The organism is Streptomyces sp. NPDC002144, from assembly GCF_053593695.1.
In genome coordinates this window covers 88,402-113,851 of the sequence record NZ_JBSFDB010000006.1, presented here as the reverse complement: position 1 = coordinate 113,851, position 25,450 = coordinate 88,402, and the positions used below count along the sequence as shown (strand labels likewise).

The window sequence follows — 25,450 nt, the reverse complement described above, 5'->3', positions numbered from 1 at the left end:
ACACTGTTCAGGTCGGACATCGCCCGGACATTCCGCCGGACATCCCTAAGGAACCCCGCCCTTGCAGGCTGCCGTCACCGTCACTCCCGCCCGTGTCCCCGAGCTGCTGCTGGGCCTGGCCACCGTCCGTCCCGTGTTCCTCTGGGGCGCGCCCGGCATCGGAAAGTCGTCCCTGGTGCGGAAGTTCGCCGAGTCGCTCGGACTGGAGTGCGTGAGCCTGCTCGGCACGCAGCTCGCGCCGGAGGACCTGATCGGCGTTCCGCAGATCCGCGACGGCCGCTCGGTGTTCTGCCCGCCGGAGGCGATCGCCCGCGACGAGCCGTACTGCCTGTTCCTGGACGAGCTCAACGCGGCCACGCCCGACGTCCAGAAGGCGTTCTACTCGCTCATCCTCGACCGTCGCATCGGCACCTACGAGCTCCCCAAGGGTTCGATCGTCATCGGCGCCGGCAACCGCGCCACGGACAACGCGCTCGCCCGTCCCATCGCCTCCGCCCTCGTCAACCGCCTCACCCACGTCCATCTGGAGGCGTCCGCGAAGGACTGGCTGACCTGGGCCGCGAACAACGACATCCACCCCTGGGTCCTGGACCACCTCACCGACCGCCCCGACCACCTGTGGTCCAAGCCGCCCAAGACCGAGGAGCCGTTCTCCACGCCCCGCTCCTGGCACATGCTCTCCGACGCCCTGCACTCCTTCGGCCAGGGCGTCGACGAGGAGACCCTGAAGGTGCTGGCGCACGGCACGCTGACGCCGGTGCACGCGACCGCGTTCTGCGGTTACGTCAAGATCGTGCGCAGCCGGTTCGGCATCGAGGCGATCCTCAAGGGCGACGCCCGCTGGCCGAACCGCCTCGAGGACCGCGACCTGCTCTACTACCTCGCCGAGTCCTTCCGCGGCCGGCTGATCAAGGAACTCCCGGTCAGCAAGGAGCACATGTCGGCGAACGGCCGGCAGACCGCGTACCGCGCCAAGTCGCTGCTCGTGCAGCTCGCCGAGATCTCCGTCGAGGTCGCGCAGACCGTCATCGCCTCCGACGCCGACGGCAACCCCGTGCTGCCCTCGTGGTTCCTCATCGAGGCGGCCCGGGACATGCCGCGGCTGGTGGAGGCGCGGCGGTGAGCCGTCCGCGCGCGAAGGGGCCGAAGAAGCGGGACCTCGCGGCCGAGGCGTTCGCCGAGGGACTGCGGCTGGTGAAGGCCAACCCGGCGCTCGCGGCGGTGGAGTTCGACGTCTGCCGGGACGAGGAGTGCAAGCTCGCGCCCCGTGACGGCCTGGTGGTCGTCGACTCCGACGCCGACCTGCACGTCCATCCCTTCCGGCTCGCCGAACCGGCCGCCTGGGCCTGGGCGCTCGCGCACGCCGTGCTGCACCTCGGCTTCGGGCACGTCCCCGCGGCGAAGGGCGAGCGCGTCCAGCCGGACCGGTTCGACCTCGCCGCCCGCTGCGTCGTCGTCAACCGCTTCCTGCTGAACTTCACCATCGGCACCGCTCCCGAGGAACTCCCCGGCTCCTATCCGGACGGCGACGAGGAGCAACTCGCCGCGCGCTGGCGGCGGGACGGACTCCCGGCCGCGTACGAGCGGTGCGGCACGGCGGGCGACGAGCCCGACCAGCTGCTGCTGACCTGGCACGGATGGTACAGCGGGCCCCCGGACCACCAGCTGGCGTTCGCCGGCGCCCTGACCCGGACCGTGTCCGCGGCGATGGACCTGGCCGGCGGCCGCCGCGACTCGCTCAGCGGCGAACTCGCCCCGCAGCGGCCGTGGCAGAAGGCGCTGAGCTGGTTCATCTCCTCCTACCCCCTGCTCGGCGGCATCGCGGCCGGCATCAGGCTGGTCGCCGACGCCGAACTCGCCCGCGCCCACGGCATCTCCGTTGCCGCGGTGAACGCGGAGGCCGGCGAGATCTACATCAACCCGCTGCGGACCTTCGACGACGAGGAGTGGCGGTTCATCCTGGCGCACGAGATGCTGCACGCCGCCCTGCGCCACGGCGACCGCTGCGGCACCCGCGACCCCTACCTCTTCAACGTCGCCTGCGACTACGTCATCAACGACTGGCTGCGGGAGATGCAGATCGGCACCATGCCGGAGGGACTGCTGTACGACCCCGCGCTGACCGGTCTGTCCGCCGAGGAGGTCTACGACCGTCTCGCCGGCGACCTGCGCCGGATGCGCCGGCTGGCCACCCCGCGCGGCAAGGGCCTCGGCGACATCCTCGGCGCCCCGCTCGGCCCGCCCGGCGAGTACGTCGACCTGGACGGGTTCTACCGCCGGGGCCTCGCCCAGGGCCTGGACCTGCACCAGCGGCAGGAGCGCGGGTTCCTGCCCGGCGGCCTGGTCGAGGAGATCCGCGCGCTCAGCCATCCGCCGCTGCCCTGGGACGCGCAACTCGCCCGCTGGTTCGACGAGTTCGTGCCGAGCCCGCAGCCCGTGCGGTCGTACGCCCGCCCCTCCCGCCGCCAGTCCTCGACGCCGGACATCCCGCGTGCGGGGCGCTACTACCCTCCCGAGGAGATCGCCCGCTGCACCTTCGGTGTCGTGCTGGACACCTCCGGGTCCATGGACCGCACCCTGCTCGGCAAGGCGCTGGGGGCGATCGCCTCGTACGCCGGGGCCCGGGACGTGCCCGCCGCCCGTGTGGTCTTCTGCGACGCGGCCCCGCACGACGCGGGCTTCCTGCCGGTCACCGAGATCGCCGGGCGGGTACGGGTCCACGGCCGGGGCGGCACGGTCCTGCAGCCCGGGATCGACCTGCTGCTGCGCGCCGACGACTTCCCGCCGACCGCGCCCGTCCTCGTGATCACCGACGGCTGGTGCGACGTGCTGCGGGTGCGCCGGGAGCACGCCTATCTGATCCCGCAGGGCGCCCGGCTGCCGTTCACCGCCCGAGGGCCCGTCTTCCGGGTGCGATGAGCCGGAATGTGATCGGATGGGGTCGCAAGGAACACCAGGAAGTCGGAAGGATTCACCGTGGCAACCACGCGCTCCGCACACACCGTCTGGGAAGGCAGCCTGATCGAGGGCAACGGGGTCGTCAACTTCGACTCCTCGGGTGCCATCGAGGCGCAGCCGGTCACGTGGGCCTCGCGCTCCCAGGACGCGAACGGCAAGACCAGCCCCGAGGAGCTGATCGCCGCCGCGCACTCCAGCTGCTTCTCCATGGCGCTGTCGCACGCCCTGAACGGCGCCGGCACTCCGCCCACCAAGCTCGTCACCTCCGCCGACGTCAGCTTCCAGCCGGGTGAGGGCATCACCGGCATCCACCTCACCGTCGAGGGCACGGTCCCCGGCATCGACAACGACGCGTTCGTCGCCGCCGCCGAGGACGCCAAGAAGAACTGCCCGGTCAGCCAGGCGCTGACCGGCACGACGATCACCCTGTCCGCCAAGCTTTCCTGAACGCCCGCGACACCGGTGCCGCGTCTCGCACAGAGGCGCGGCACCGCGGTTTTCCGGGGTACCCGGACCGCAGGGCCCTTCGCGGCATTGACAACAGCGCACTCAAGTTTTGTGCTGGAGTCTGAGAAGCGCCCTGGCGGAAGGGGACGGACATGGCACGTGCGGTCGGGATCGATCTCGGGACCACGAACTCGGTGGTGGCCGTGCTGGAGGGCGGCGAACCCACCGTCGTCGCCAACGCGGAGGGGGCCAGGACCACACCGTCGGTCGTGGCCTTCGCCAAGAACGGGGAGGTACTGGTCGGAGAGGTCGCCAAGCGGCAGGCCGTGACGAACGTCGAGCGGACGGCCCGGTCGGTGAAGCGGCACATGGGCGACGCGCACTGGCGCTTCCCCGAGCAGGGGTCGATCGACGGGACGCGGTACCGGGCGCAGGAGCTGTCCGCGAGGGTGCTGCAGAAGCTCAAGCGGGACGCCGAGTCCTACCTCGGCGAGGACGTCACGGACGCGGTGATCACCGTACCCGCGTACTTCGACGACTCGCAGCGGCAGGCGACCAAGGAGGCCGGGGAGATCGCCGGCCTGAAGGTGCTCAGGATCATCAACGAGCCGACGGCCGCGGCCCTCGCCTACGGCCTCGACCGCGGCGAGGAGCAGACGGTCCTCGTCTTCGACCTCGGCGGCGGCACCTTCGACGTGTCGCTGCTGGAGATCGGCGACGGGGTCATCGAGGTCAAGGCCACCAACGGCGACACGCATCTGGGCGGCGACGACTGGGACCAGCGGATCGTGGAGCACCTGGTCAAGAAGTTCCAGGGGCAGTACGGCATCGACCTCGGCAAGGACAAGATGGCGCTCCAGCGGCTGCGGGAGGGCGCCGAGAAGGCGAAGATCGAGCTGTCCAGCTCGTCCGAGACCACGATCAACCTGCCCTACATCACCGCCTCCGCCGAGGGCCCGCTGCACCTCGACGAGAAGATGACCCGCGCCCAGTTCCAGGAGCTCACCGCCGATCTGCTCGACCGCTGCAAGACCCCCTTCCACCAGGCGGTCAAGGACGCGAACGTGAAGCTGTCGGCGATCGACCACGTCATCCTGGTCGGCGGCTCGACCCGGATGCCGGCCGTCACCGACCTGGTCAAGGAGCTCACCGGCAAGGACCCGCACAAGGGCGTCAACCCGGACGAGGTCGTGGCCGTCGGCGCGGCCCTGCAGGCCGGTGTCATCCGCGGTGACGTGAAGGACGTCCTCCTCCTCGACGTCACCCCGCTGTCCCTCGGCATCGAGACCAAGGGCGGCATCATGACCAAGCTCATCGAACGCAACACGACGATCCCGACCCGGCGTTCGGAGATCTTCACGACGGCCACCGACAACCAGCCGTCCGTCGGCATCCAGGTCTACCAGGGCGAGCGCGAGATCGCCGCGTACAACAAGAAGCTGGGCGTCTTCGACCTCACCGGGCTGCCGCCCGCCCCGCGCGGGGTGCCGCAGATCGAGGTCGCCTTCGACATCGACGCGAACGGGATCATGCACGTCTCGGCGAAGGACCTGGCGACCGGCCGCGAGCAGAAGATGACGGTGACGGGCGGTTCCGCGCTGCCCAAGGACGACATCGACCGCATGATGCGGGAGGCGGAGCAGTACGCCGAGGAGGACCGCAGGCGCCGCGAGGCCGCCGAGACCCGCAACCAGGCGGAGCAACTCGTCTACCAGACCGAGAAGTTCATCCGCGACAACGAGGACCGCGTCCCCGCCGACACCAGGACGGAGGTCCAGGAGGCGACGGCCGAGCTGAAGGAGCTGCTGGAGCGCGACGCGGACACGGCCGAACTCCGCGCCGGGGTCGAGAAACTGGCGTCCGTCAGCCAGAAGATGGGCCAGGCGATGTACGCGCAGGCGGAACAGCCGTCGTCCGGCACGGACCCCGGCGGCGGCACCGAGCAGCACACCTCACCGCAGGACGAGGAGGGCGTGGTGGACGCGGAGATCGTCGACGAGGACCGCGACACGAAGGGCGGCGCCGCCTAGGGCCCCGTCCTGCGGCGGCTCGGCAGCGTCGCGCACACGGCGTGCAGGACCGACGCGTACGGGGTGCCGACGTCGGTGAGCCGGGAACGGAGTCGCTCCAGGCCGTCGCGGTGTCCGGTGAGGAGGCCGGTGTCGCCGGTGCGGGCCGTGAACTCCAGCACCGCGGGCAGGAAGTCGGGCGGTTCCTCACCGGTGAGCTCCAGTCCGGCGGCCCGGTAGACGTCCTTGAGAGTGCCGGGGGACGTGCCGCGCCGCCGGGTGCCGCCGTCCTGCCACCGGCTGAGGTACAGGCTGTGGCGGTTCCCGGAGTCGAAGACCCGCACGTAGTGCGCGGCCAGTTCCCGCGGTGGCGTGCGGGCCGCGTGGTCGGCGAACTCCCTCAGCTGCGGGGCGGCTTCCCGCAGCAGCGGCAGCCGGGCGACGAAGTCCTCGTCCGGGTAGGTGAGGCACAGCGCCGCCGCCTGGTAGAGCACTGCGTCCGAGGGCATCGGGCCTCCTTGGGCAGGTGCGTGGCTCCCTTGCTCGCCCTGTCCCTCGACGCTAGGGGCGGGCAGGGGAACGCACCTGTTCAGGACGCCCGTACGGGTCAGTTCTTGCGGGCGACCCCCGCGTACACGGGTACGACCCCCTCGGCCTGCGCCGCCACGTCCTCGGCCTCCGGGCGCCACCCCGTCACCGGGATGACACCGGGGCCCAGCAGCTCCAGGCCCTCGAAGAAGCGGTACACCTCGGTGATCGGGCGGGGGTGGAAGGGGGTGCCGCTGCCCTGGAAGGCGGCCGCCGCCTTCGCGATGGCCTCCGGGTTCAGGTCGGGGGTGACCTGCGACAGGATCAGATAGCTGCCGGGGGCGAGCGCCGCGACGTACTTGCCCACCAGGCCGTGGACGTCGTCGCCGTCGGGTTCGTCGCCCAGGTAGTGGGTCAGGGCCACCAGCGACAGCGCGACCGGACGGGTGAGGTCCAGGCTCTCGGCCGCCCGGGCCAGCAGGGTGTCGATGTCCCGCACGTCCGCGTGCACGTAGTCCGTGGAGCCCTCGGCGGAGCCGTGCAGCAGGGCCTGGGCGTGCCGCAGCACGATCGGGTCGTTGTCGGCGTACACCACCCTGGACTCCGCCGCCACGCCCTGCGCCACCTGGTGCAGGTTGGGCTCGGTGGGGATGCCCGTGCCGATGTCCAGGAACTGGCGTATCCCCGCCTCGGCGACCGTGCGGACGGCCCGGTGCATGAACCTTCTGTTGGCCCGGGCCCCGCGTACGGCCGTGCTGTCCAGGGCGAGGATCCTGCGGGCCAGTTCCTCGTCCACCGGGTAGTTGTCCTTGCCGCCCAGCCACCAGTCGTACACCCGCGCCGGGTGCGGGCGGCTGGTGTCTATCCGCGGCGCGGCGTCGGATCCGGTCATGCGGTGTCGTCTCCTCGTGTGCGGAAGGTGCCGTGCGGGACGCGGCGGGGGCTCAGAAGGTCTCGCGGTACTCCCGCAGGATCTTCTTCGTGCGCTGGGCCGACGCGGCTCGCGCCGCCATGTGGTCGAGGACCTCCAGATGCGTGGAGACCTCGGTGCGCGAGTCCAGGTACAGCGCGCCGGTCAGATACTCGGTGAAGACCATGTCGGGGAGTTCGGGCTCGTCGAAGCGGAACAGCGAGAAGGGCGCGTACGTCCCCGGGTGCGGGCCGTCCCTGAACTCCGCGACCTGCAGGGTGACCCGGTCGCGCTCGGCGAACTCCAGCAGCTTGTCCAGCTGTTCACGCATCACCTCGCCGCGGATGCTGACCGGGCGCTTCAGCACCGTCTCGTCCATGATCACCCAGAGGTGGGGCGGCTCCGGGCGTTCGAGGAGCGTCTGCCGGGTCATCCGCAGGGACACATGGCGTTCGATGTTCTCCGCGCCGGTCTGGCCGATCGTTCCTGCTTCCATCACGGCACGCGCGTAGTCCTCGGTCTGCAGCAGGCCGGGCACGAAGTGCGGCTCGTAGGAGCGGATGATCCCGGCGGCGCCCTCCAGGCTGACGTACAGGCTGAACCACTCCGGCAGCACGTCGTGGAACCGCTGCCACCAACCCGGCTGGTTGGCCTCCTCGGCGAGCTCGACGAAGGCCGTCGTCTCCTCGTCCGGCACGCCGTAGGTCTCCAGCAGCACCTGAACGTACGGGATCTTCAGCGCGACCTCGGCCATCTCCATACGCCGTACGGTCGCCGGGGCCACCCGCAGGACGCGGGCAGCCTCCTCACGCTTGAGCCCGGCGGCCTCCCGCAGCTCCTGCAGCCGCCTGCCGAGCACCACCTGGCCCACGGTGGGCGCGGGCCGCCGCTCACTCACGCCACGCCTCCCCTACGCGCCGAAGTCTGCGCCAGCAGTGTGCCATGTTCCGGTTTCGGTTCCACAGGTTCGGAGTCAACAAGGGATCAAGTCAGCTGTGTCTGGAGGTACTTGACCGTCACCGGGTCGGCCGGCAGGAGCGTCTCCACGGCCAGTTCGGCGACCGTGACGTCCATGGGGGTGTTGAAGGTGGAGATGGACGAGACGAAGGACAGGGTGCGGCCGTCGTGCTCGATCTGCAGGGGGAGAGCGAAGTAGGGGACCGGGTCGGTCGGTTCACGGCCGGGTTCCGGGTCCGGTACCGGATATGCCGCCACCTCCTCGTACAGCCTGCGCAGGGGCTCGGAGCGGTGCAGGGCGATCTCCCGCTCCATCTGGGCGAGCAGATGCCCGCGCCACTCGGGGAGGTTGCGGATGCGGGGCGCGAGACCCTCGGGGTGCAGGGTCAACCGCATGGCGTTCAGCGGGGGCCGGAGCAGGAACTCCGGGATTCCGTCGAGGAACATCGTCATCCCCCGGTTCGCCGCGACGACGTCGTACACCGAGTCGACCACGAACGCGGGGTAGGGCTCGTAGCACCGGATCAGCCGTTCCAGGCCCTGGCGGAGGGCGTCCAGCGCGGGCGAGTCCAGCGGGGTCTCCGGATAGTGCGGGGCGTAACCGGCCGCCAGCAGCAGGGCGTTGCGCTCACGGACCGGCACCTCCAGGTGCTCGGCCAGCCTCAGCACCATCTCCTCGCTCGGCCGGGAACGCCCCGTCTCGATGAAGCTGATGTGCCGGGCGGAGGAGTCGGCGCGCAGGGCCAGCTCCAGCTGACTCACCCGCCGCCGCTCCCGCCAGGCCCGCAGCAGCGGGCCCACGCCCTTGTCGGACGGGACGGCGGAGGAGGCGGCTTTGCCGGTCGCGACGATGGTCATGCATACGACCGTAGTCGAGAAGCGTACGTCTGTAGGGGGGGCAGGCGACCGCGACGGGCCGTCGTGGTGCGGCTGTGGCACGCTGGGAGTCCGTGTCCCACCACCGGGAAGGAGCGAGGTCATGGCCGTCGAACCGCTGTCGCAGGAGGAGATCGAGGACCGGCTCGCCGAACTGCCGGGCTGGTCGGTCGACGCGGGCCGGCTCACCCGCTCCTACCGTCTCGGCACCCACTTCGCCGCGACCGCGATGGTGATCCACATCGCCCAGGTGCAGGACGAGCTCGACCACCACTCCGACCTCACCCTCGGCTACAACACCGTCGCCCTCTCGGTGAACACGCACAGCGTCGGCGGCAAGGTCACCGCACTCGACTTCGAGCTGGCGCGCAGGGTCGAGGAGCTCGCACAGGGACACGGGGCACACTGACCGGTGTGCTGGACTACGACAAGGAAGCCGACGCCTACGACGCCAGCCGCGGCGGCGAACCGAGGGCCGGGGCCGCCGCCGACGCCGTCCTGGGCCTCGTCCCGCCGGGCACCCGCAGACTCCTCGACGTGGCCTGCGGCACCGGGATCGTCACCCGGCGCCTGGCCGCCGCCCGGCCCGCCACCCGGGTGACGGGCGCGGACCTGACGTACGGCATGGCCCGGATGGCGGCCGGCCGGCTGCCCGGCGCGATCGTCCTGGCCGACAGCCGTGCCCTGCCGTTCCCGGACGCCACCTTCGACGCGGTGACCAGCGTCTGGCTGCTGCACCTCCTCGACGGGCCCGAGGACGTGCGGGCCGTCGTCGCCGAGTGCGTCCGGGTCCTCGAGCCGGGCGGTGTGTACGTCACCACCGTCGACAAGGCCGCCGCCCACGACGTCGGCAGCGACATCGACGCCGTCCTCGCCCCGCGCCCGCGCCGCCCGGCCCCGGACGCCGCGCCGCTCGTGGAGTCGTACGCCACCGCCCACGGACTGCGCCCCGCCGGACAGGCCCGTTTCCGGGGCCGGGGCCAGGGCCGCAGTCCCCGGCGCACCGCCGCCGACCTGCGGCGCGGCTGGTTCACCACGCTGCCGCCCGGAGACCCGCTCACCGAGCGGTTCGTCGCGGGCCTGAAGGCCCTGCCCGAGCAGGAACGCCCCCGCCCCGACCCCGAGTTCACCCTGCGTGCCTTCAGGAAGCCGACGGCCGGCTCCGGCTGAAGTCCATGGTCCAGTTGGTCACCCAGGTCCGCCCGTCGTCGACGGAGAAGGCCTGCTCCCAGTGCGCGGAGACGGGGGACACGTCCGCCCAGACGTAACGCACCCGCACGTCCTTGCCGTCGTAGGTGTCGTCGCCGTGGAACTCGCCGCGCTCGCCGTCGAAGCCTCCGACGACCGGCGGGAACAGGGTGCCGGTGCGGCTGGACGACCAGCTCAGCGACCACTCCTTCCGCTCCTGGTCGAACAGGCGCAGGGTCAGCCCCTTCGCCCCCAGGTGCGGGATGTCGATCTCGTCGATGTTCGCGGCCCCGTCGAACAGCGGCCGGCACCAGTGGGTGGCCGGGAACTCCTCCCAGCCGCTGTCCGGGTCGAGGAAGTCGGTACGGCGGCGGTTGGCGACCTCCCACTCGCCGTGCAGGAAGTCGAAGTCGTGCGGGCTGCTCATGAGCGGTCTCCAGTGGTTCCCTCGGGCAGGGAGTCGGCCAGGTAGGCGGCCAGGTCCGGGACGTCGGGCACGAGCATGTGCCGCACCCAGGCGTCCCGTTCGTGCACGAGCGGCGGCAGCTCGAAGACGCAGCCGATCCACGGCAGTTCGGGCCTGACGAAGTGCGTCGGGTCGAGGTCCGGGCACCCGACGACCGGCTGGCCGGCCGCCGCGTTCGCGTAGTGCAGGACGTTGTCCCAGACCCAGCTGTAGGCGTTGACGTAGGCGCCGTCGTCGTTTCCCCGGTGAACGACGACGAACGCGGCCGCCGGCGTGCCGTCCGGCTCCGGCAGCAGCTCGGGCAGGATCGCGTAGGCGGCCTTCTCCACGTCGGGCGCGATGCCGGACGGGTCGGCGGTGACGTGATAGCGCTTGATGTGCCGGCCGGCCACCTCGACGGGCGGCGGCACGGTCAGGAACTTCTCCTCGAAAGGCATGGCAGGACGCTAGGCCCGCTTCACTGACATCCTGTGTCAGTGAAGGCCGGCCGACTCGTCTCGATCCTCCTGCTGCTCCAGACCCGGGGCCGGATGACCGCCGCCCAGCTCGCCGAGGAGCTGGAGGTCTCCGTCCGCACCGTCTACCGGGACGTGGAGGCGCTGAGCGCGGCGGGCGTCCCCCTGTACGGCGACGCCGGCCACGCCGGTGGCTATCGCCTGCTCGAGGGCTACCGCACCCGGCTGACCGGCCTCACCGCCGGGGAGGCCGAGGCCCTCTTCCTCGCCGGCGCCCCAGGGCCGGCCGCCGAGCTGGGCCTCGGCTCCGTCCTGGCCGCCGCCCAGCTCAAGGTCCGCGCCGCCCTGCCGCCGGAGTTGCGCGTCCATGCCGACCGGATCAGCGGGCGCTTCCACCTCGACGCCCCCGGCTGGTACGCGGACGCGGAGGAGACGCCGTGCCTCCCGGCGGTCGCCGAGGCGGTGTGGAACGGCCGGGTGCTGCGCGTGCTGTACCGCCGCTGGGCCGAACCCACCGATGTGCGGCGCCGGTTGGAGCCGTACGGACTGGTCCTGAAGGCGGGCCGCTGGTATGTCGTGGCGGGACCGGGCCCGCGTACCTTCCGGGTCGACCAGATCCTCGAACTCGCCTCGTCCGACGAGGAGTTCACCCGCCCCGCCGACTTCGACCTCGCCGCGTACTGGGCGGCCTACCAGCGCGACTTCCACGACCGGCTGTACCGGGGTGAAGCCGTCGTCCGGCTGGCGCCGGGGGTGAGCCTGCCGAGGGCGGTCGTCCTCCGTACGGACGCGGACGGCCGGACGGTTGTCAGGGTGCCCATCGAGTCCGTAGGGCACGCGCACGGCGAGTTCCTGCGCCTGGGGGCGGACGTCGAGGTGCTGGAACCCTCCGACCTGCGGACACGCCTGGCCCGCACGATCGCCGAACTGGCCGGAATCTACGGCAACGTGACCTGACCGAGGGCCGGGCGCCCCCCAGTGCGGGTGGGGGGCGCCCGGCCGGGGTCCCGTCGTCAGGTGACGGGACGACGCACACGGAGCCTTCGGGCAGTACCGCGGGTTCAGGGGCGCGGGGCTGTGACATGTGCGGCTCCGCCGCGTGGGCGCGACCAGCCACAACGGACCCGCAGTCACAGCACGGCCGAACCCGCGGAGCGCCCGGCGGGGACTATTCGAGAAGCTCCGCGTACGAACCCATGGCCAGGGCGATGTCCGCCTGGGCCCAGAACCGGTGGTACGTGAACACGGGGGCGGCCCCGCCCGCCAGATACGCCTGGATCTTCGACCACGCCGGGTCGTTCTTGTAGAAGGACCGCAGCGAGGCGAACGTCGAGGACGAGTTGATCGCGTCCCCGTTCGGCATCGTGCCGCTGAAGCCGCTCGGCACGTACACGCTGTCGGCGAAGCGGTTGTAGTCCGCCCGCGTCTCCGGCACCGCGATACCCAGGCTGTCCCGGTAGTTGCTCCACATGCCGTCCAGCAGCGCCTTCGCCGTCGACTTGGCGTTCGCGTCACCGGACTTGGCGCCGTAGTACGTCAGGGTCTTGGCGTACGCGGCGGCCACCCCGACGTCGTCGGTGTAGTCGGCGACGGCGACGTGGAGCCCGCTGTTGGAGCCGGGGCTGGAGGCGTTCCAGGTGTCGGGCCGGCCCGACCACTGGAGTGTCGAGGGGATCAGATAGGTGCCGTCCGGGTTGACCGTGGTCTTGGACAGCGCCCACTTGACCCACTTGTCGAGGACCGCCTTGGCCTGCGCGTTCCCCGTCTGCTGGTAGTACTCGGCGACCCGCTCCATCGACCACGCCTGGAAGCCGAACCACTGGTTGGACGGCGGGTCGTGGTAGACGGGCTGCTGGTCGTAGTACATGCCGTAGAAGGTCGAGGTACCGGCCGGCGGCGTCGCGTACCGGCCCGCCCAGCTGTTCGTCGCGCCGCCCGCGATGGCGCCCTCGGACGACTGCAGCCACTGGTAGAACTCCAGCTGCCGCTGAAGCGACTTCGCCCAGTCCGCCGTACCGGTCGCGGACTTGGGCTCCAGATCGGCGTAGGAGCTGAGCGCGTAGGCCGCCAGCGGGTTCTGGTAGCCGCCGTGCACATGGCTCGACCCGATCCGCCAGGCCCAGCCCGCGCCGGTGTCCGTCGCGCCGCCCCACGCGTAGTACCAGGACAGCAGGTAGTGCGAGGCGTCCTTGCCCGTGCCGGCCGGACACGTCGACGGGCCCACGCAGTTGCCGATCTTCTTGAAGTACTTGTCGTACATCGCGTAGCGCAGGTAGTCCCCCATCTTCGCGGCCTTGCCCACGGTCGCGGAGACGTCAGCGCCCTTGCCCTGCTGCTTGGCCCACACATCGGCCCAGTACGCGGCCTGCACGGCGCGCGCGTCGGCGTCCGGGGCGTCCGTGTACTTCCACTGCTTGGCGTAGGACGAGTCACCGGTGAACAGGTCCAGGTACCCGTTCCGCCCGCCGTACTTGAAGGCGTCACAGGTCGGCTGCGGAACCGTCTCCCACACCGACTCCTGCGCGCCGCGCTGGAAGGTGTTGATGTACGACGGCCCGCTCGCCGTCGGCCCGCCCTCGCAGGTGCCGCCGGGGGTGTCGCCGTAGCCGTAGACGTTGTCGACGTCCTGAAGCCAGTGCATGCCGTACACGTCGTCCGTGCCGTACGTGCTCTTCAGCTCGCCCGCGATCGGGTCCGAACCCACGGACACCGAGGTGTCGAGCTTCGCCGGGTACTCGTTCGGGGTGTCCAGCTCGGGCGCGTAGGTGGCCGGTTTGGACGCGTTGTAGAAGGAGTTGGTGGGCTGGTCGGCGTGGGTGGGGATCATGTACTTCTCCATGAGCGCCCACGCGCCGTTGAACTTGGACCAGTCACCGGTGACCTTGCCGTACATCGCCTGCAGCCACAGAAGGTAGCTGTAGGCCTCCGACGTGGTCTCGTGCCCCTGGTCGGGGGCCTCGACGATCAGTGTCTCCACCGAGTGGTAGGGGATGCCCTGCGGCGAGAAGTAGCCGTTCGCCGGGTTCGTGATCTTCCCGTAGAGGTCCAGGAAGCGGGCGTCGTACGCCTTGGAGGCCGCCAGCTCGGTCACCGTGACCGCCGCCGTGGTGAACCCCGTCGCCGTCGACTCGAAGGACGCCGAGCCGGTGCCGGAGGAGTCGGCGGTGACGGTCACGTTCTGCGCGGTGCTCCAGTTGGACGGCGTGAAGGTCAGCGATGCGCCGCCGGTCACCGACAGACCGGAGTTGCCGCTCGCGCGGGCCGTCGTCACCGTCACGGTGGAGGAGGGCTGCGTCGACAGCTTCACCGCGTAGGTGCCCGACTTGCCCTGCTGGACGCCGAGTTGGGTGGGGGAGGCGACGATCGCGGGACCGGACGCCACCGTGATGCCGACCGGTGTCGACTCCGCGGACGCGCCCAGGCTGTCGTACGCCTTCGCCACCAGGGAGTGACTGCCCACGGACAATCCGGAGGCGGACAGGGTGAACGGCGCGCTGGTGTCGGTGCCGAGCAGGGTCGTGTCGTCGTAGAACTCGACCTTGCTGATGGTCGCGTTGTCGGCGGCCGCCGCCGTCGCCGCGAGCGGGACCGCGGTGCCCTGTGTGTAGACCGCGCCGGCCGAGGGGCTGGTCAGCACGGTGACCGGCGGCTGGTGGGCGCCGGCACAGGTGGTGCCGTTGACCGCGAAGCTCGTGGGGGCGGTGTTGGTGCCGCTGTAGGTGAACTGTGCTCCGGTGGAGACGGCGGCGCCCGCGGCGATCTTCCCGTTGTAGCCGGCGTCCTTCACACTGACCGACTGGCCGGACTGCGACCAGGTGCCGCTCCAGCCGTTGCCGAGCTTCTGGTTGCCGCTGTAGGCGTACGTCAGCGTCCAGCCGTCGATGGTGTCCGAACCGCGGTTGGTGATCGTCAGGTCCGCGGTGAAGCCGGAGCCCCAGTCGTTGGTCTTGTAGTCGACGCTGCACTGAAGTGCCGCCGCCTGTGCGGCGGTTGTGCCGGTGCTGAGCATGGCGACGGGAAGGGCCAGGGCCGCCACGACGGCGGTCCAGAACCGGCGCACGGCTCTGTGTCTCCTGCTGGGGTGCATGTGCTGGTTCCTCCTTGCGGCTCGGAGAAAGTGGGGGAGGAGCAACAAGCCTTGAACCAGTGGGAGCGCTCCCATAGTGAGGACGGGGGTGGGGGCGGTCAAGGTGCTTGAAGAGTCGAAAAGATTCGACGCGTTTCAGCTGAGGGAAAGTCAGGAAAGTCAGTGCCTCCCCTGTCCTTTGCCGTCACTTGGCGCTAGCTTCATGGACACCAGTGGGAGCGATTCCATCAGTCGACGCGTCCGTACCGACGTGCCCGAGCTGCAAGGAGTCGCTCATGCGACACCCCTCGCGTTCAGTACTTCTAGTTGTCGCCGGGGCGGTCGGACTTGTTGGGTTCATGACGATTCCGGTCGTCACGGCGCAGGGAGCCGCGCCCGCCTGCTCGGTGGAGTACTCGGTCACCGGCCAGTGGGACACCGGCTTCCAGGCCGCCGTGACGATCACCAACAACTCGGCGGCCCTGAGCGGTTGGAACCTCGGCTTCGACTTCGCCGGCGGCCAGGAGGTCACCCAGGGCTGGAACGCCAAGTGGTCCCAGTCCGGCACGACCGTGACCGCCGGTAACGAGAGCTACAACGGCTCGCTGGCCACCGGCGCGAGCGTCAGCGCCGGGTTTCTCGCCTCCCGGCCTGCGTCGGGGAGCAACGCCGTACCCACGTCGTTCAAGCTCAACGGGACGACGTGCAACGTCGACGCGGAGCCGTCACCCCCGCCGACCCAGCCGCCCGCGAGCGGTACCGCGCCCGCGCTGCACGTGTCCGGCAACAGGCTCGTGGACGCCTCGGGTGCCACGCGCCGGCTGGTCGGCGTGAACCGGTCCGGCGGTGAGTTCATGTGCGTGCAGGGCCGGGGCATCTGGGACGGTCCGGTGGACGACACCGCGATCAAGGCGATCGCCGGCTGGAAGGCGAACACGGTCCGCATCCCGCTCAACGAGGAGTGCTGGCTGGGGCTCTCCGGCGTCCAGGCGCAGTACGGCGGCACGAACTACGTCAACGCCGTCAAGGACCTGGTGGCCCGCGCCGAGGCGCACGGCCTGACGCCGGTCCTGGACCTGCACTGGACCTACGGCCAGTACACCGGCAACTCGGCGGGCTGCTCCGACGTGCACGCCACCTGCCAGAAGCCGATGCCGGACATGCAGTACACGCCGTCCTTCTGGACCTCGGTGGCGAACACCTTCAAGAACGATTCTGCCGTGATCTTCGACCTGTTCAACGAGCCCTACCCGGACCGCGCCACCTCCACGGCCACCCAGGCGTGGCAGTGCTGGCGGGACGGCGGCACCTGCCCCGGCATCGGCTACCAGGTCGCCGGCATGCAGGACCTCGTCGACGCCGTGCGCGGGACCGGCGCGAAGAACGTCGTCCTGGCCGGCGGGCTCGCGTACTCGAACGACCTGAGCCAGTGGCTGACGTACCGGCCCAGCGACCCGACGGGCGATCTCGTCGCCGCGTACCACGTGTACAACTTCAACTCCTGCGCGAGTGAGAGCTGCTGGAACTCCACCCTCGCCCCGGTCGCGGCCCAAGTCCCGCTCGTGGCCGGGGAGATCGGCGAGAACACCTGCTCGCACTCCTTCGTCGACCAGGTGATGAAGTGGTTCGACGACCGGGGGCTCTCCTACCTCGGCTGGACCTGGAACACCTGGGACTGCTCCTCCGGTCCCTCGCTCATCTCCGACTACGACGGCACACCCACGTCGTACGGCACCGGGCTGCGCGATCACCTGCGCGCCCTCACCCCGTAATTCCCGTCCCGGAGAAGGAGACCCGCACTCATGGTTCTGGCTGCGGGCCGTCTGTGGCTGGTCACCCCGTGTCGGACAGGGCCCGGCGGATGGCGAACTCGACCGGGGAGTAGTCGGCGTCCGGGCGGTTCAGTTCGTACGGGAGTGCCGGCATCAGGGGTGGCTGGGCCATGAAGCGGGGGCGGGTGCCGTGGTGGGGCTGGGCCGCGTGGACCAGGAAGGGGTGGCAGAGGTAGACGTCGCCGGGGAAGCCGGTGGCGTGGGTGACGGGGCGGTGCGCCGAGGCCTCGACCAGCTGCGGTGCGATCTCGAGGCCCGAGACGCCCGTCTCCCCGTACGGCTCCAGCAGGGGCGGGACGTCCAGGTGCGAGCCCACCCGGATGCGGGTCGGGGCATCCGCCTCGGTCACCTCGCTGAACAGGAACAGCATCAGCAGGGCGCGGTCCCGGGAGCGGAGGTTGGTGAAGTACCAGTTCTCCCCTTCCGGGAGGTAGCTTCCCTCGATGTGCCAGCCCGCGTCGTCCGGCTCCTCCTCGTGCGGGAACCGCAGCGGGAAGCTGCCCAGGGAGTAGCGCGGCAGCCAGCGGCCCTCACCCACCAGCAGGTCGAACGCATCATGCAGTACGGGGGAGTTGGCCGCCGCGGCGAACGGGCCCTGGGCCATGCCGCCCACCCACACCACCGGGTCCTTCCAGGTGCCGGGGTCCTGCGGGTCGTACCCCGTCTCCCGCCACAGCAGCCGTGCGCAGTCCTCGGCGACCCGGGGCGGGAACGCCCCCTCGATCCTCACGAACCCGTCCGCGAGGAAGCGCTCCACCAGTACGTCGTCCATCGGGCCATCGTCGGTGAGCCGTCCCGCCATGCGCATCCCAATTTCCTGCCGCCGGATACCGTCGGATGCCGCCGGATTTTGCCGTCACGGCAACTCCGCTTGCCGTCCCGCGGTGCGTCGGCGCACGCTGAGCCGCATCGGACGAGAGGCTGACTTCCATGGCGCACGGACACCACGGCAACCACGAGCACGGCAACCACCAGCCCGGTCGCCACGACCACGGCGACATCGACTGGGCGGAGATGGCCCCGCTGCTGGAGGCCCAGGCGGAGCTGTTCACCTCGCTGTACGAGAGGGCCCTGGCCTGGCTGACCGACAAGCAGACGGAACCGGGGCTGATCGTCGACGCGGGCAGCGGTCCGGGTGTCGTCGCGTGTCTGCTCGCGGAGGCCTTCCCGGGGGCCCGGGTCGTCGCGGTCGACAGCTCCGAGCCGCTGCTGGAGCGGGCCAGGGCGCGGGCGGAACGGCTCGGCGTGGGCGACCGCTTCAGCACGGTCGCCGGTGAACTGCCCGGCGTACTGGAGGAGTTGGACTATCCGGCGGACCTGTTGTGGGCAAGCCGCAGTCTGCATCACCTCGGTGACCAGCGGGCCGCCCTCGCCGCGTTCGCCGAGCGGCTCGCGCCCGGGGGCACGCTGGCGATCATGGAGGGCGGGCTGCCGGCGCGCTTCCTGCCCCGGGACATCGGCATCGGGCGCCCCGGTCTGCAGGCGCGGCTGGACGCGCTGGAGGAGGAGTGGTTCGCCGGGATGCGGGCGAGTCTGCCCGGCACGGTGGCGGAGGCCGAGGACTGGCCGGGCCTGATGACGACGGCGGGCCTGCGCCCCACCGGCAGCCGCACCTTCCTCCTCGACCTCCCGGCTCCCGCCAAGGACCGCGCCCGCGCCTACGTCGCCGCCACCCTCTCCCGCTTCCGCGAGGCCTTCGCCGACCGCCTCGACGCCGACGACCGCGGCACCCTCGACCGCCTCCTCGACCCGGACGACAAGGCAGGCGTCCACCACCGCCCGGACGTCTTCGTCCTGGCGGCCCACACCGTGCACACGGCCGCCCACGCGATGTGAGCCGGCGGTTGGGGGAGCCCCCGCCCAGGGATCGTGGCTCTTGACTTCGAGAGTGCTTCAACTGGTTCACTCCCTTCGTTCGAACGGAACGTCCGTACGGAACACAGGGGGTAACCATGTCCACCAGTACCGCGTCCCGGGTCGCGCTGATCACCGGTGGCGGCAGCGGCATCGGTGCCGCTGTCGCGCGGCGGTTGCTCGACGCCGGGCACCGGGTCGCCGTCACCGGGCGCCGGGAGGAGCGGCTGCGCGCCTTCGCCGCCGAACTCGGTGAGCCGGAGGGCCTGTTGACGGTCGCCGGGAACGCCGCCGAGTGGGACGACGTGCAGGCGGCCGTCGCGGCCACGCTGAAGGAGTTCGGGCGGCTGGACACGGTCGTCGCCAACGCCGGGTACGCCACCCACGACTCGGTCGCGGACGGCGACCCGGCCGGGTGGAGGGACATGGTGCTGACCAACGTGCTCGGCCCCGCGCTCCTCGTCAGGGCGTCCGTCGACGCGCTGAAGGAGACCGGGGGCCGGATCGTCCTGGTCGGCAGCGTGGCCGGTTTCGTGAACACGCCCGGCAACATCTACGGGGCGACCAAGTGGGCGGTGACCGGTCTCGCCGAGAACACCCGGCGCCAGGTCACCGAGTGGGGCGTCGGTGTGACCCTGATCGCTCCGGGCCGGGTGGAGACGCCGTTCTGGGACGAGTACGGCAGCCTGCCGCCGGGCCATCTGCTGACCGCCGAGCAGATCGCCGACTCGGTTCTCTGGGCGATCCGGCAGCCCGAGGGCGTCGACGTCAACACCGTCGTCGTACGGCCGATCGGGCAGCCCAACTGACCCTCCCGCAAGGGACGTCGGGCTGCCCGGGCCGCCCCCTCAGTTGTTGGCGATGAACTGCTTCGCCAACTGCTGGCCCAGCGAGACCGCCGCGCTGTGGCTCTCGATGGGGGATACCTGCGAGTTCTTGAACAGGATGTACGTCACGCCGGAGTCGGCCCCGCCGGTCGCCGGGTCGGGGTCGATGCCGAGCGCCTTCGCGGTGGCGTACGAGGCCTCACCGATGATCTTCGTGGGACCGGTGTCGCCGACGACGGCGTACTCGACCTTGTTGTTGTAGATCACGGCGACCACACCGCCGCCCTTGATGCCGTAGCTGGAGTACTTCCAGATGCTGCTGGAGCTGGGCACCACGATGTAGGGCAGCGACTCGGCCTTCAGCGGCTTGCCGTTCGACTGGTGGAAGGCCGTGTCGTCCTGGTACCAGGGGTCGCGGTCCTCGTTGCAGTTCGTGGTCCGCTGGCCGTCGCAGTCGATGTCCATGTCGGCCTTCCAGAACACGGCGCCGTTCTTGCCGCACACCGGGATGGTGGCCGAGGTCTCGTCGTCGGTCTTGTACTTGCCGTTGGAGATCTGGGAACAGGACGTCACCTTGGCGAGCAGGTCGGCCGCGCTGACCGAGCCCTCCTGGGCGGACGTCGGGTGGACGGCGCCGGAAGCGTTCGCGGGGAGCACTCCGGCGGCGAGCAGGGCGGCCCCGGAGGCCGCGGCGAGGGTCAGTGTTCGGATGCGCACTGTGGGGAGACCCTTCTGTTAGGAAACTTTCCTGACCGGGTTGGCGTACAAGGTGGACCCGCGAGCATGCCCGCGTCAACCCCATGAACGGCCCTGTCCGGGTGTGCGGTTGGGGCTGGAGCGGAAAGCGCCAGCTCACCGCGGGGAAGCCGGTCCCGCGTAGATGGCCGGTACACGGGTACTCGGGGCGACCGCCCCGCCGCGTACCCGTCGTGAGGAGGCCGCCGGGTGGCCCGTACCGACCTCGCCCCGCAGCGCCGACGTCCCGCCCGGGCCTTCGGCGGCCCGGGCTGGGGCCAGGCGGCCGGCGCGCTGTCGCTGTCCCTGTCGCCGGTCTTCATCGAGCTGTCCGGCGCGGACGCGGGCACGGCCTCCGCGTACCGCTGTCTGCTCGCCCTGCCCGTCCTGGCGCTGCTGGCCCTGCCCGAGTTCCGCCGTGAGGGCCGGCCACCGCGCCGCCAGCTGCTCTACGGCGTCGCGGGCGGCGCGCTGTTCGCCGTGGACGCCCTGCTGTGGGCCAGGTCGATCACCGAGGTGGGCGCCGGGCTGTCCACCGTGCTGGTCAACGTGCAGGTCGTCCTGGTGCCGCTGCTGGCCTGGGCGGTGGACCGGGAGCACATCCCCCGCCGCTTCCTGCTCTGGCTCCCGGCGATGATCGCCGGGGTCGTGCTGACCGGCGGGCTCCTCGAGCACGGAGCGAGCGGCAGCGACCCCGTCGCGGGCACCGTCCACGCGGTCCTCGCCGCCCTGAGCTACTCCGGCTTCCTGTTCCTGCTGCGCCGCGGCGGCTTCCACGGACATGTCCGTACGACGTACACGGTGGTGATCCTGTCCGCGACCGTCGTCTCCGCGCTCGGTGGCGCCGCCTGGGGCGCCCTCGACCTCACCCCGCCCTGGCACACCCTGGGCTGGCTCGCCCTGGTCGCGCTGAGCAGCCAGATCGTCGGCTGGCTCCTGGTCGCCCTCAACTCGCCCCGCCTGCCCAGCCACACCGGCGCGGTCCTGCTGCTGCTCACCCCCGTCGGGGCGGTGCTGCTGGGCGCCTGGATCCTGGGGGAGCGACCGACGCTCGCGCAATGGGGCGGGTGTGTGCTGATCCTGGTGAGCGCGTACGTCACCGTGGCAGGCCGCCGTACGCACCCGCGCGACGACGGGTCCGCCGAGTCGCCCTGATTGCAGCGTTCCCCGCACAGGAGAAGACTGGTCATATCGAACATTCCGTACAGCGCTCGGCTTCGGGAGGCGAGGGGCATGTTCGTTCGCACGGTGTACGTGACCGGGGATCCCGCGCAGGTCGACACGGCCATCAGGGCGCTGAACTCGCAGGGGAGGGACCTGCTGGAGGAGCGTCCCGGCTACCGCGGGTCGGGCGTCTTCGTGGACCGGGAGCTCGGCAAGCTGCTCGCGGTGAGCTGGTGGCAGACCGAGGAGGCCCGGCGCAACAGCGACGAGGTCATGCGGGAGCGGCGCGGATCGCTGCTGGAGCCGTTCGCGGCGACGACCGCGGTCGACAACTACGAGGCCCTGGTCTTCCACCAGGTCCGGCAGCCCGCGCAGGGCGGCGGACTGCGGCTCACCCGGCTGGAGTTGGACCCCACGGACGCCGATCTGCTCGCCGACACCTTCCGGGCGTCGGTGGTGCCCCGGCTGGAGACGCTGCCCGGGCTGGCCCGGGCGTCCCTGCTCGTCGACCGGCAGCGCGGACGCGGCCTGGTCGGCGCCCTGTTCACCGACCGAGGCTCCCTCGTCGCCTCCCGCGCGGCCCAGGCGGCGGCCCGGCACGAGGGCGCGGCCAAGGCGCATGTGACGGTGACCGGACTGGAGGAGTTCGAGATCGTCTTCACCGACGTGCGGGGCGCCTGAGGCTCCGCCGTCCCCATCTGAATTCCCATCTGAACTCGCGGCTGCCGCAAAGGGTTCGACCGGGCGCGAACCCGTCATCCTGGACATGTTCTGTTCGGGGGAACGGGGGCGCTCATGGACCGTTACGTCAACGAAGGCACCGACGGCTGGACCGAGTTGCGGGTCCACGGCGTGGGAGGAACCTCGCCGGAGTCGGAACTCGGGCATCCCGCGGTGCTGCGGGTGGCCGGGGACCGGCAGGCCGGCTTCTACCGGCGGGTCTGGGACAGCCGCCGGGGCACGGACGATCCGCCGGGGTTCCGGCGTGAAGGCTACTCGTGGGGCGGGCTGACCTCGGGCGACAACAAGCGGGCCCTGTGGCTGCTCCTGCTGCCGTTCATGCTGCTCAACATGGCCTTCTACATGGACCCGGGGCACTCCGCCGAGCGGCGACGGCGCTCGGTGGAGGCGCGGATCGTGGCCCAGCGGCTGCTCGCGCTGTCCCTCACCGGGACCGCCGTACTGGCCGCGACCTCGGTCTCGATGGACCTGGTCGGATGGCAGTGCGGGGCAGCGGGGGCGGGCGGCCCGCACTGCGCGAACGGCGGTGTGGTGTGGCTGAACTGGATACGGTACGGATGGCTCGCCGGGACCGGACGCCATCTCGCCGTCGCCGCCCTGCTTCCGCTGGCCGTCATCGGGCTGCTCTGGTACCTGGCGCACACCACGTGGGCGCGGTTCGAGAAGCGGCCCGTGCCGCAGAGCGTGCAACAACCCGACAACCGGACCCTGCTGGAGAACCGGCAGCTGTGGAACGGGAACGCGGCCGTGCGCAGGCTGCGTCTGCTGCATGTCGCGGGAGCGACCGCGCTGGTGGGTGTGCTGCTGCTCGCGCCCCTGCCGCCCGGCCGTGACCTCACCCGCCTGTGGCACGGCTCCGGCTGGGGTACGACACCGCTGGGCGACGCGCGCAACGCCGTACTGCTGGCGCTGCTGGTGCTGCTGGCCTGGGTGGTCCTGCGGGTCGCGCTGCCGCGTACGGGGAAGCGGGAACAGCCCACGGTGGGCGAGCCGTTGAGGCGCTACCGGGACGGGTACACGCTGCTGCCGCTCGCCGCGTCACTGCTGACGGCGGGTGCCGTGGTGGTGGCCTTGTGGCGCGACGAGCCGCTCGGGCCCGCTCCCGCCGAACTGCCGTGGCAGGTGGGGGCGACCCAGTGGGTGCTGGGCGCGCAGGGAGCGCTGCTGGCGGTCCTGTTCCTCACCCATGTCCCGGGGATGGTCGGGGCGTTGCGCGGGCGGAGGGGCGAGGACCGCGAGGCCGGCTTCGGCAACCCGGACTTCCCGCGCCCGGCGTGGGGCGGGCTGACCATGAGCGGGGTCGCCCTGCTCGCCACCTCGCTGGCGACGGCTCTGTCGGCCGGTCTGACCCTGCGCGTCGCCGAGATCCTGGGCGCTCCCGCGGTGCCGGGACAGACCCAGCACCCCGGCGGCCAGCGGCTGTTGGTCGTACCGACCGCGTACTACTGGGCGGCCGCGGTCGGGCTCGCGAGCACGGCGGCCGCCGTGGCGCTGGCGGGGATCGCCTGGGCGGGGATCCGGCGCGGCCGTGGAGCGTCCGCGCAGAGGGTCGCCGACGCCTATCCCGAGGCGGAGGTGGGCCAGGACGAGCAAGGGGTGCGGTGCACACGGATCGCCGCGAGCTGGGACCTGGCCGGACGGCTCGACGGGGCCGCGCAGTCGGTCCTCGGGCGGCTGCTGGCGACGGTGGCCCTGATCACCGTGGCGGGCGCCGTCCTCGGTCCGGTCCTGGGCGTGCGCCTGGTCACCGAGGGGCCGCGCTGGTTCCTGACCCTGGCGAACCTCGTGCTCACCGGCCTGGTCGCGGCCATCCTGTGGGCCGGCCGGCAGGCCTACCGCAGTGAGCGCTTCCGCCGCACGGTCGGTGTGCTGTGGGACATCGGAACCTTCTGGCCCCGCGCCACCCACCCCTTCGCCCCGCCCTGCTACGCCGAGCGCACGGTTCCCGATCTGCTGGAGCGACTGGAGTACCTCACTCCTGCCGCAGGGGACCCGGCGAAGGACGGACGGGTGGTCTTCTCCTGCCATTCGCAGGGCTGTGTCATCGGGACGGCCGTGCTGCTGCAGGCCAGGACTCCGGCGAGCGAGAGGACCGCGCTCCTCAGCTACGGCAACCCGGCGACCCGGCTGTACGTGCGGTTCTTCCCGGCCTACTTCGACGTCCGCACGCTGCGGCGGCTGGGCGAACTCCTGACGGACAACGGGCGTTGGCGCTGGAACAACCTCTACCGTCCCAGCGACCCGATCGGCGGCTGGGTCATCGTGGACGACCCCCTGCCGCCCCATGCGGCCGCCCGGCCGAGGGCGACGGCGGGCTGCCTGCCCGGCGCGCCGGACCGGCAGTTGCTGGATCCCTGCAGCTTCGGCCTGCGGCCCGGCGACTCCTGCTACGAGGAGCCGCTCGGGCACTCCGACTACTTCGCCGACCAGGCGTACGGCGACATCGTCCTGGCCTGGCGGAACTCCACGGCCCAGCAGCCGGTTCCGGGCCCGGCCCCGGCTGCCCGGCCCGTGGTGCGGGAGGAGCCCCCGCGGGTGAGTGCCGTCAGGCCGTGGTGGCCGTGGCAGCGGCTCAGGCCATATTGAACGACGACGGGTCCGGCCCCAACCGCCGGTCCTCGTTCAGGGCGCTGATCGCCGCGAGGTCCTCGGTGTCCAGGCTGAAGTCGAAGACCTCGATGTTCTCCCGGATCCGGGACGGCGTCACGGACTTGGGGATCACGATGTTGCCGAGCTGGAGGTGCCAGCGCAGCACGACCTGGGCCGGGGTGCGCCCGTGCTTCTGGGCGATGGCGACGATCGCCGGGACCTCCAGCAGGCCCTTGCCCTGACCGAGCGGGGACCAGGCCTCGGTGGCGATGCCCTGCTCCGCGTGGAACTCCCGGGCCGCGCGCTGCTGCAGATGCGGGTGCAGCTCGATCTGGTCGACCGCCGGGATGACGGACGTCTCGTCGATCAGCCGCCGCAGGTGCTCGGGCTCGAAGTTGGAGACACCGATCGCGCGGACGCGTCCGTCGGCGTGCAGCTTCTCGAACGCCTTGTAGGTGTCGACGTACTTGTCGCGGGCCGGCGTCGGCCAGTGGATCAGGTACAGGTCGAGGTAGTCCAGGCCGAGCTTCTCCAGCGACGCGTCGAAGGCGCGCAGCGTGGCGTCGTACCCGTGCTCGGAGTTCCAGAGCTTGGTGGTGACGAAGATTTCCTCGCGGGGGACGCCGGACGCGGCGATGGCCTTGCCGGTGCCCTCCTCGTTGCCGTAGATCGCCGCTGTGTCGATGCTGCGGTACCCGGCCTCCAGCGCGGTGGCGACGGCCTGCTCCGCCTCGTCGTCCGGCACCTGCCAGACGCCGAAGCCCAGCTGGGGCATCTCCACGCCGTTGTTCAGGATGATCGGGGGGACCTTGCTGCTCACGAGCTCTTGATCCTTCGGTTGTCGTCAG

Annotated in this window: 23 protein-coding genes; 13 read left to right on the top strand and 10 right to left on the bottom strand. The window is 71.2% G+C overall.

The genetic code is table 11. The features are described 5' to 3' along the window. Positions 1–61 precede the first annotated feature (61 nt). The 4 genes from ACWCQ1_RS11165 to dnaK all read left to right on the top strand — a co-directional run bounded on the left by ACWCQ1_RS11165 (position 62) and on the right by dnaK (position 5,435). Positions 62–1,123: an ATP-binding protein gene (locus tag ACWCQ1_RS11165; protein ID WP_451026307.1), complete on the top strand. Its 1,062-nt coding sequence runs from the start codon at positions 62–64 to the stop codon at positions 1,121–1,123. Further along, the gene (locus ACWCQ1_RS11160; RefSeq protein WP_358596277.1) at positions 1,120–2,919 is read left to right on the top strand and encodes a vWA domain-containing protein; all 1,800 of its coding nucleotides are present in this window, start codon (positions 1,120–1,122) and stop codon (positions 2,917–2,919) included. The genes ACWCQ1_RS11165 and ACWCQ1_RS11160 overlap by 4 nt, the downstream gene beginning before the upstream one ends. 57 nt (positions 2,920–2,976) lie before the next feature. Next, positions 2,977–3,405 (top strand): OsmC family protein, encoded by a 429-nt coding sequence (locus ACWCQ1_RS11155; protein WP_133041876.1) that lies wholly within the window; start codon positions 2,977–2,979, stop codon positions 3,403–3,405. A 152-nt stretch (positions 3,406–3,557) separates the two neighbouring features. Beyond that, entirely contained in the window at positions 3,558–5,435 is a 1,878-nt protein-coding gene (gene dnaK, locus ACWCQ1_RS11150; protein WP_133041877.1) for a molecular chaperone DnaK, read from the top strand. Here dnaK and narJ read toward each other — a convergent pair. The 4 genes from narJ to ACWCQ1_RS11130 all read right to left on the bottom strand — a co-directional run bounded on the left by narJ (position 5,432) and on the right by ACWCQ1_RS11130 (position 8,667). Then, positions 5,432–5,923 carry a nitrate reductase molybdenum cofactor assembly chaperone gene (gene narJ, locus ACWCQ1_RS11145; protein ID WP_133041878.1) on the bottom strand — a complete coding sequence of 164 codons (492 nt, stop codon included), beginning with the start codon at positions 5,921–5,923 and terminating at the stop codon, positions 5,432–5,434. The genes dnaK and narJ overlap by 4 nt on opposite strands. Positions 5,924–6,021: 98 nt before the next feature. Continuing rightward, positions 6,022–6,834 (bottom strand): SAM-dependent methyltransferase, encoded by an 813-nt coding sequence (locus ACWCQ1_RS11140; RefSeq protein WP_358596271.1) that lies wholly within the window; start codon positions 6,832–6,834, stop codon positions 6,022–6,024. Between the two features lie 52 nt (positions 6,835–6,886). Further along, on the bottom strand, positions 6,887–7,750 hold the full coding sequence (locus ACWCQ1_RS11135; RefSeq protein ID WP_133041880.1) for a helix-turn-helix domain-containing protein: 864 nt from the start codon (positions 7,748–7,750) through the stop codon (positions 6,887–6,889). 86 nt (positions 7,751–7,836) lie between these two features. Then, the gene (locus ACWCQ1_RS11130) at positions 7,837–8,667 is read right to left on the bottom strand and encodes a helix-turn-helix domain-containing protein (protein WP_358596268.1); all 831 of its coding nucleotides are present in this window, start codon (positions 8,665–8,667) and stop codon (positions 7,837–7,839) included. 121 nt (positions 8,668–8,788) lie between these two features. On the opposite strand from ACWCQ1_RS11130, the gene ACWCQ1_RS11125 reads away from it, so the two are divergent. Beyond that, positions 8,789–9,094 (top strand): 4a-hydroxytetrahydrobiopterin dehydratase, encoded by a 306-nt coding sequence (locus ACWCQ1_RS11125; protein WP_358596265.1) that lies wholly within the window; start codon positions 8,789–8,791, stop codon positions 9,092–9,094. A 5-nt stretch (positions 9,095–9,099) separates the two neighbouring features. Continuing rightward, entirely contained in the window at positions 9,100–9,855 is a 756-nt protein-coding gene (locus tag ACWCQ1_RS11120) for a methyltransferase domain-containing protein (protein WP_451026306.1), read from the top strand. On the opposite strand, the gene ACWCQ1_RS11115 is transcribed toward ACWCQ1_RS11120, so the two are convergent. Next, positions 9,827–10,300: a hypothetical protein gene (locus ACWCQ1_RS11115; protein ID WP_451026305.1), complete on the bottom strand. Its 474-nt coding sequence runs from the start codon at positions 10,298–10,300 to the stop codon at positions 9,827–9,829. The two genes, ACWCQ1_RS11120 and ACWCQ1_RS11115, sit on opposite strands and share 29 nt — an antisense overlap. Then, positions 10,297–10,776 carry a hypothetical protein gene (locus ACWCQ1_RS11110; RefSeq protein ID WP_133041885.1) on the bottom strand — a complete coding sequence of 160 codons (480 nt, stop codon included), beginning with the start codon at positions 10,774–10,776 and terminating at the stop codon, positions 10,297–10,299. The genes ACWCQ1_RS11115 and ACWCQ1_RS11110 overlap by 4 nt, the downstream gene beginning before the upstream one ends. A 39-nt stretch (positions 10,777–10,815) precedes the next feature. Between ACWCQ1_RS11110 and ACWCQ1_RS11105 the strand changes: the two genes are divergently transcribed. Further along, entirely contained in the window at positions 10,816–11,751 is a 936-nt protein-coding gene (locus ACWCQ1_RS11105) for a helix-turn-helix transcriptional regulator (protein WP_358596258.1), read from the top strand. Between the two features lie 211 nt (positions 11,752–11,962). Here ACWCQ1_RS11105 and ACWCQ1_RS11100 read toward each other — a convergent pair whose 3' ends face one another. Beyond that, on the bottom strand, positions 11,963–14,881 hold the full coding sequence (locus ACWCQ1_RS11100) for a glycoside hydrolase family 48 protein (protein WP_451026304.1): 2,919 nt from the start codon (positions 14,879–14,881) through the stop codon (positions 11,963–11,965). A 275-nt stretch (positions 14,882–15,156) separates the two neighbouring features. Here ACWCQ1_RS11100 and ACWCQ1_RS11095 point away from each other — a divergent pair, with 275 nt between their 5' ends. Further along, positions 15,157–16,632 carry a cellulase family glycosylhydrolase gene (locus ACWCQ1_RS11095; RefSeq protein ID WP_451026303.1) on the top strand — a complete coding sequence of 492 codons (1,476 nt, stop codon included), beginning with the start codon at positions 15,157–15,159 and terminating at the stop codon, positions 16,630–16,632. Between the two features lie 61 nt (positions 16,633–16,693). On the opposite strand, the gene ACWCQ1_RS11090 is transcribed toward ACWCQ1_RS11095, so the two are convergent. Further along, a complete protein-coding gene (locus ACWCQ1_RS11090; RefSeq protein ID WP_451026302.1) occupies positions 16,694–17,464 on the bottom strand; it encodes a phytanoyl-CoA dioxygenase family protein in 771 nt (256 codons plus the stop codon). 158 nt (positions 17,465–17,622) lie between these two features. On the opposite strand from ACWCQ1_RS11090, the gene ACWCQ1_RS11085 reads away from it, so the two are divergent. Together ACWCQ1_RS11085 and ACWCQ1_RS11080 are read left to right on the top strand one after the other, a co-directional pair. Then, the gene (locus ACWCQ1_RS11085) at positions 17,623–18,528 is read left to right on the top strand and encodes a class I SAM-dependent methyltransferase (RefSeq protein WP_358596246.1); all 906 of its coding nucleotides are present in this window, start codon (positions 17,623–17,625) and stop codon (positions 18,526–18,528) included. Between the two features lie 116 nt (positions 18,529–18,644). Beyond that, positions 18,645–19,355 (top strand): SDR family oxidoreductase, encoded by a 711-nt coding sequence (locus ACWCQ1_RS11080; RefSeq protein WP_133041891.1) that lies wholly within the window; start codon positions 18,645–18,647, stop codon positions 19,353–19,355. Between the two features lie 39 nt (positions 19,356–19,394). Here ACWCQ1_RS11080 and ACWCQ1_RS11075 read toward each other — a convergent pair whose 3' ends face one another. Next, positions 19,395–20,090 (bottom strand): glycoside hydrolase family 75 protein, encoded by a 696-nt coding sequence (locus ACWCQ1_RS11075; RefSeq protein WP_133041892.1) that lies wholly within the window; start codon positions 20,088–20,090, stop codon positions 19,395–19,397. A gap of 228 nt (positions 20,091–20,318) precedes the next feature. On the opposite strand from ACWCQ1_RS11075, the gene ACWCQ1_RS11070 reads away from it, so the two are divergent. From ACWCQ1_RS11070 to ACWCQ1_RS11060, 3 genes are all read left to right on the top strand, one after another. Next, positions 20,319–21,263, top strand: coding sequence for a DMT family transporter (locus ACWCQ1_RS11070; RefSeq protein WP_358596240.1), 945 nt, complete (start codon positions 20,319–20,321; stop codon positions 21,261–21,263). A 78-nt stretch (positions 21,264–21,341) separates the two neighbouring features. After that, positions 21,342–21,953, top strand: a complete 612-nt coding sequence (locus ACWCQ1_RS11065) for a hypothetical protein (protein WP_133041894.1) — start codon at positions 21,342–21,344, stop codon at positions 21,951–21,953. 114 nt (positions 21,954–22,067) lie between these two features. After that, positions 22,068–24,599, top strand: a complete 2,532-nt coding sequence (locus ACWCQ1_RS11060; RefSeq protein WP_451026301.1) for a hypothetical protein — start codon at positions 22,068–22,070, stop codon at positions 24,597–24,599. Here the strand turns inward: ACWCQ1_RS11060 and ACWCQ1_RS11055 are convergent. After that, positions 24,586–25,422: an aldo/keto reductase gene (locus tag ACWCQ1_RS11055; protein ID WP_133041896.1), complete on the bottom strand. Its 837-nt coding sequence runs from the start codon at positions 25,420–25,422 to the stop codon at positions 24,586–24,588. The genes ACWCQ1_RS11060 and ACWCQ1_RS11055 overlap by 14 nt on opposite strands. Positions 25,423–25,450 lie beyond the last annotated feature (28 nt).

Bases quoted from the DNA above. Each gene is read 5' to 3' on its own strand.
- ACWCQ1_RS11110 (WP_133041885.1), bottom strand. From the start codon at position 10,776: ATGCCTTTCGAGGAGAAGTTCCTGACCGTGCCGCCGCCCGTCGAGGTG.
- ACWCQ1_RS11065 (WP_133041894.1), top strand. From the start codon at position 21,342: ATGTTCGTTCGCACGGTGTACGTGACCGGGGATCCCGCGCAGGTCGAC.
- dnaK (WP_133041877.1), top strand. From the start codon at position 3,558: ATGGCACGTGCGGTCGGGATCGATCTCGGGACCACGAACTCGGTGGTG.
- ACWCQ1_RS11130 (WP_358596268.1), bottom strand. From the start codon at position 8,667: ATGACCATCGTCGCGACCGGCAAAGCCGCCTCCTCCGCCGTCCCGTCC.
- ACWCQ1_RS11100 (WP_451026304.1), bottom strand. From the start codon at position 14,881: ATGCACCCCAGCAGGAGACACAGAGCCGTGCGCCGGTTCTGGACCGCC.
- ACWCQ1_RS11125 (WP_358596265.1), top strand. From the start codon at position 8,789: ATGGCCGTCGAACCGCTGTCGCAGGAGGAGATCGAGGACCGGCTCGCC.
- narJ (WP_133041878.1), bottom strand. From the start codon at position 5,923: ATGCCCTCGGACGCAGTGCTCTACCAGGCGGCGGCGCTGTGCCTCACC.
- ACWCQ1_RS11115 (WP_451026305.1), bottom strand. From the start codon at position 10,300: ATGAGCAGCCCGCACGACTTCGACTTCCTGCACGGCGAGTGGGAGGTC.
- ACWCQ1_RS11095 (WP_451026303.1), top strand. From the start codon at position 15,157: ATGCGACACCCCTCGCGTTCAGTACTTCTAGTTGTCGCCGGGGCGGTC.
- ACWCQ1_RS11140 (WP_358596271.1), bottom strand. From the start codon at position 6,834: ATGACCGGATCCGACGCCGCGCCGCGGATAGACACCAGCCGCCCGCAC.
- ACWCQ1_RS11060 (WP_451026301.1), top strand. From the start codon at position 22,068: ATGGACCGTTACGTCAACGAAGGCACCGACGGCTGGACCGAGTTGCGG.
- ACWCQ1_RS11080 (WP_133041891.1), top strand. From the start codon at position 18,645: ATGTCCACCAGTACCGCGTCCCGGGTCGCGCTGATCACCGGTGGCGGC.
- ACWCQ1_RS11085 (WP_358596246.1), top strand. From the start codon at position 17,623: ATGGCGCACGGACACCACGGCAACCACGAGCACGGCAACCACCAGCCC.
- ACWCQ1_RS11090 (WP_451026302.1), bottom strand. From the start codon at position 17,464: ATGGACGACGTACTGGTGGAGCGCTTCCTCGCGGACGGGTTCGTGAGG.